The organism is Candidatus Erwinia dacicola (assembly GCF_001756855.1).
GTDB lineage: Bacteria > Pseudomonadota > Gammaproteobacteria > Enterobacterales > Enterobacteriaceae > Erwinia > Erwinia dacicola.
On record NZ_MAYS01000182.1, the window covers coordinates 1 to 2,208 of the forward strand.

Sequence of the window (2,208 nt, forward strand, 5' to 3'; positions counted from 1 at the left end):
ATATGCCTCGTGGCAGCGCGGGCTAAACGAGAACACCAATGGGTTGTTGAGGCAGTTTATCCCGAAAGGAACTGACCTGACGGCAGTGACGGATGACGAGCTCCGCAAGTACCAGGGAGCACTGAATAGCAGGCCACGGAAATGCCTTGGGTTCCGGCAACCTTCAGTGGTCTTTGTAGAGCTAAGACAGGCGGCTTAGCGTTGCACTTCGAACTTGAATCCGCCGCCGACAGCGAGTGGCAGCAGCGCTACTCATCGCTGCTTCAAGTATGCAGGCTATGATGATATGCTTCTGTACTAGTTGAATAGTATGGCGGCATATCATGAACCAACACGCATCCATTTCCGTTACCGCAGAGCTAGCTAATGAAGACTGGCTGCGCTTTGTCACGCTGCTACAGCGCGCCTATCAGGGTGAGCTGCACCTGCCGCTGCTGCAGCTAATTCTGACCCCAGACGAGCGTGAAGTGCTGGGAACCCGGCTACGGATTATTGAAGAGCTGATGCGCGGCAAGATGAGCCAGCGTGAGCTGAAAAATGAGCTGGGTGCGGGGATTGCCACGATTACCCGTGGCTCGAACAGCCTGAAAAGTGCGCCTCCAGCCCTGAAGCAGTGGCTGGAGACGCAGCTGCTAAATGGCTCAGATAAGGTCTGAAACATCGTCGGCTTTGCGCTGATAGATGTCGTTATGGAACTGGCACAGCGAGAGGATCAGCGCCTGATGGTAAACGCCCCAATAGCGCCGCCTTTGTGCTTAATATTCTCAACACCGGTCAGGCGCGCCATCTCATCACCCAGCTTGCGCCCAGCCTGAATGCCCTTCATAACAATCGCTGGCAGGGTGAAACTGGCAGAGCATGAGACAGTTTACGGAACGTTAATCCGCGCTTGCGGATCTCCGCCTTAATATCTTCAGGATGCATATCGACACTTGGCTCTTCTTTTCGATTCATCATTCATCTATCCCAAAAAGTTACTCGTGCGGATAACCGCGCGGTTATCTCTACGGATAAAAGATTAAGACCGAAAAGAACGATTTGCAAGTATTATTGCAAATTCTTTTAATTCTTTTTGTTTAATTAATTCATATAGTTAGGTGGAAAATTACGCAGCATGAGAAAAAAAATCAGATCGTTCTTTTCATGGTAAGACAAAAGAACCTGTTATCAATAGAGTTTTCCTGCTTGTAGATCGTTACCCATCAAGATCTGAGGCGGCCAGAGCTTGGGGCATGAAAGTCAGTACACTTCAAAATTACTACAAGCGCAGAGATATATGCCCCACCCCAAGAAAAGCACAGCTAATCAAAATTGCTGAACATGAGGGAGTGTCTTTAGATTGGCTTCTCGATGGCACAGGTAAAGAGCCAGACATTAAAGACAAAAAGAATGATATAAATGAGGGACGGAGGGGTGGCAGCAGCCCACACGTTATGAGTAGCGCTGATAAAAAAATCCTAGAACTCTTTTCTTTTCTCTCTGAAGGGGAAAAGGATAAAATCCTTGAGGTCTTAGTTCGCAAGGGCATTGAAACGATTCTCTACCTATTAGATGAGGACAACATCAACCTTCTGAAGCTGGATCGCGTGATAAAGGAGCAGGCACTTGGTATGCAGCCCCGAACTATTGGAGAGGCTGCTCGCAGCGATGAAGGCGCTAGAGAGGGCGCTGTTGCAAAGATCTGGCGATGGTAAACTGATGCCACTGTTTAGTTGAAGGAGCAGCACATGAACCCATTTAAAGGTCGACATTTTGAGCGTCATATTATCCTGTGGGCCGTCCGCTGGTACTGCAAATATGGCATCAGTTATCGTGAGCTGCAGGAGATGCTGGCTGAGCGAGGGGTAAATGTCGATCACACCACGATTTATCGATGGGTTCAGCGTTCTGCACCTGAAATGGAAAAGCGGCGGCGCTGGTACTGGCGTCAACCTTCCGGTTTTGGCTCATGGCATCTCGATGAAACCTACGTGAAGGTCAACGGACGCTGGGCTTATCTGTACCGCGCCGTCGACAGCAGGGGCTGCACCATTGACTTTTACCTGTCTTCACGTCGTCACACCAAAGCCGCCTATCGCTTTATGGGTAAACTTCTGAATAATACGAAGCGCCTGCAAATTCCACGGTTGATCAACACAGATAAAGCCCCGACGTATGGGCGGGCGCTGGCATTGCTGAAGCGGGAAGGTAAATGTCCGCAGCATGTGC

5 protein-coding genes and 1 pseudogene are annotated in these 2,208 nt (G+C 49.8%); 4 read left to right on the forward strand and 2 right to left on the reverse strand.

Annotated features, from left to right (window positions below; genetic code table 11):
- A partial coding sequence (locus BBW68_RS05605) for an IS30 family transposase (RefSeq protein ID WP_148127557.1) occupies window positions 1–199 on the forward strand: 199 nt, incomplete at its 5' end.
- 124 nt (window positions 200–323) lie between these two features.
- Complete coding sequence (gene trpR / locus BBW68_RS05610) at window positions 324–656, forward strand: trp operon repressor (RefSeq protein ID WP_070134363.1); 333 nt, start codon at window positions 324–326, stop codon at window positions 654–656.
- Here the strand turns inward: trpR and BBW68_RS05615 are convergent.
- A pseudogene (locus BBW68_RS05615) lies at window positions 642–862 on the reverse strand (DUF84 family protein); the annotation flags it as partial. The gene trpR and the pseudogene BBW68_RS05615 overlap by 15 nt on opposite strands.
- On the reverse strand, window positions 823–957 hold the full coding sequence (locus tag BBW68_RS15985) for a helix-turn-helix domain-containing protein (RefSeq protein WP_083264808.1): 135 nt from the start codon (window positions 955–957) through the stop codon (window positions 823–825). The gene BBW68_RS15985 and the pseudogene BBW68_RS05615, both read right to left, overlap by 40 nt.
- Window positions 958–1,232: 275 nt before the next feature.
- Between BBW68_RS15985 and BBW68_RS05620 the strand changes: the two genes are divergently transcribed.
- Window positions 1,233–1,694 (forward strand): hypothetical protein, encoded by a 462-nt coding sequence (locus tag BBW68_RS05620; RefSeq protein WP_070134364.1) that lies wholly within the window; start codon window positions 1,233–1,235, stop codon window positions 1,692–1,694.
- 33 nt (window positions 1,695–1,727) lie between these two features.
- Window positions 1,728–2,208 (forward strand): IS6 family transposase (locus BBW68_RS05625; RefSeq protein ID WP_070133548.1); only part of this gene is annotated, 481 nt, incomplete at its 3' end.

Coding starts and splice junctions, on each gene's coding strand:
- trpR (WP_070134363.1), top strand. CDS start 324: ATGAACCAACACGCATCCATTTCCGTTACCGCAGAGCTAGCTAATGAA.
- BBW68_RS05620 (WP_070134364.1), top strand. CDS start 1,233: ATGAAAGTCAGTACACTTCAAAATTACTACAAGCGCAGAGATATATGC.
- BBW68_RS15985 (WP_083264808.1), bottom strand. CDS start 957: ATGATGAATCGAAAAGAAGAGCCAAGTGTCGATATGCATCCTGAAGAT.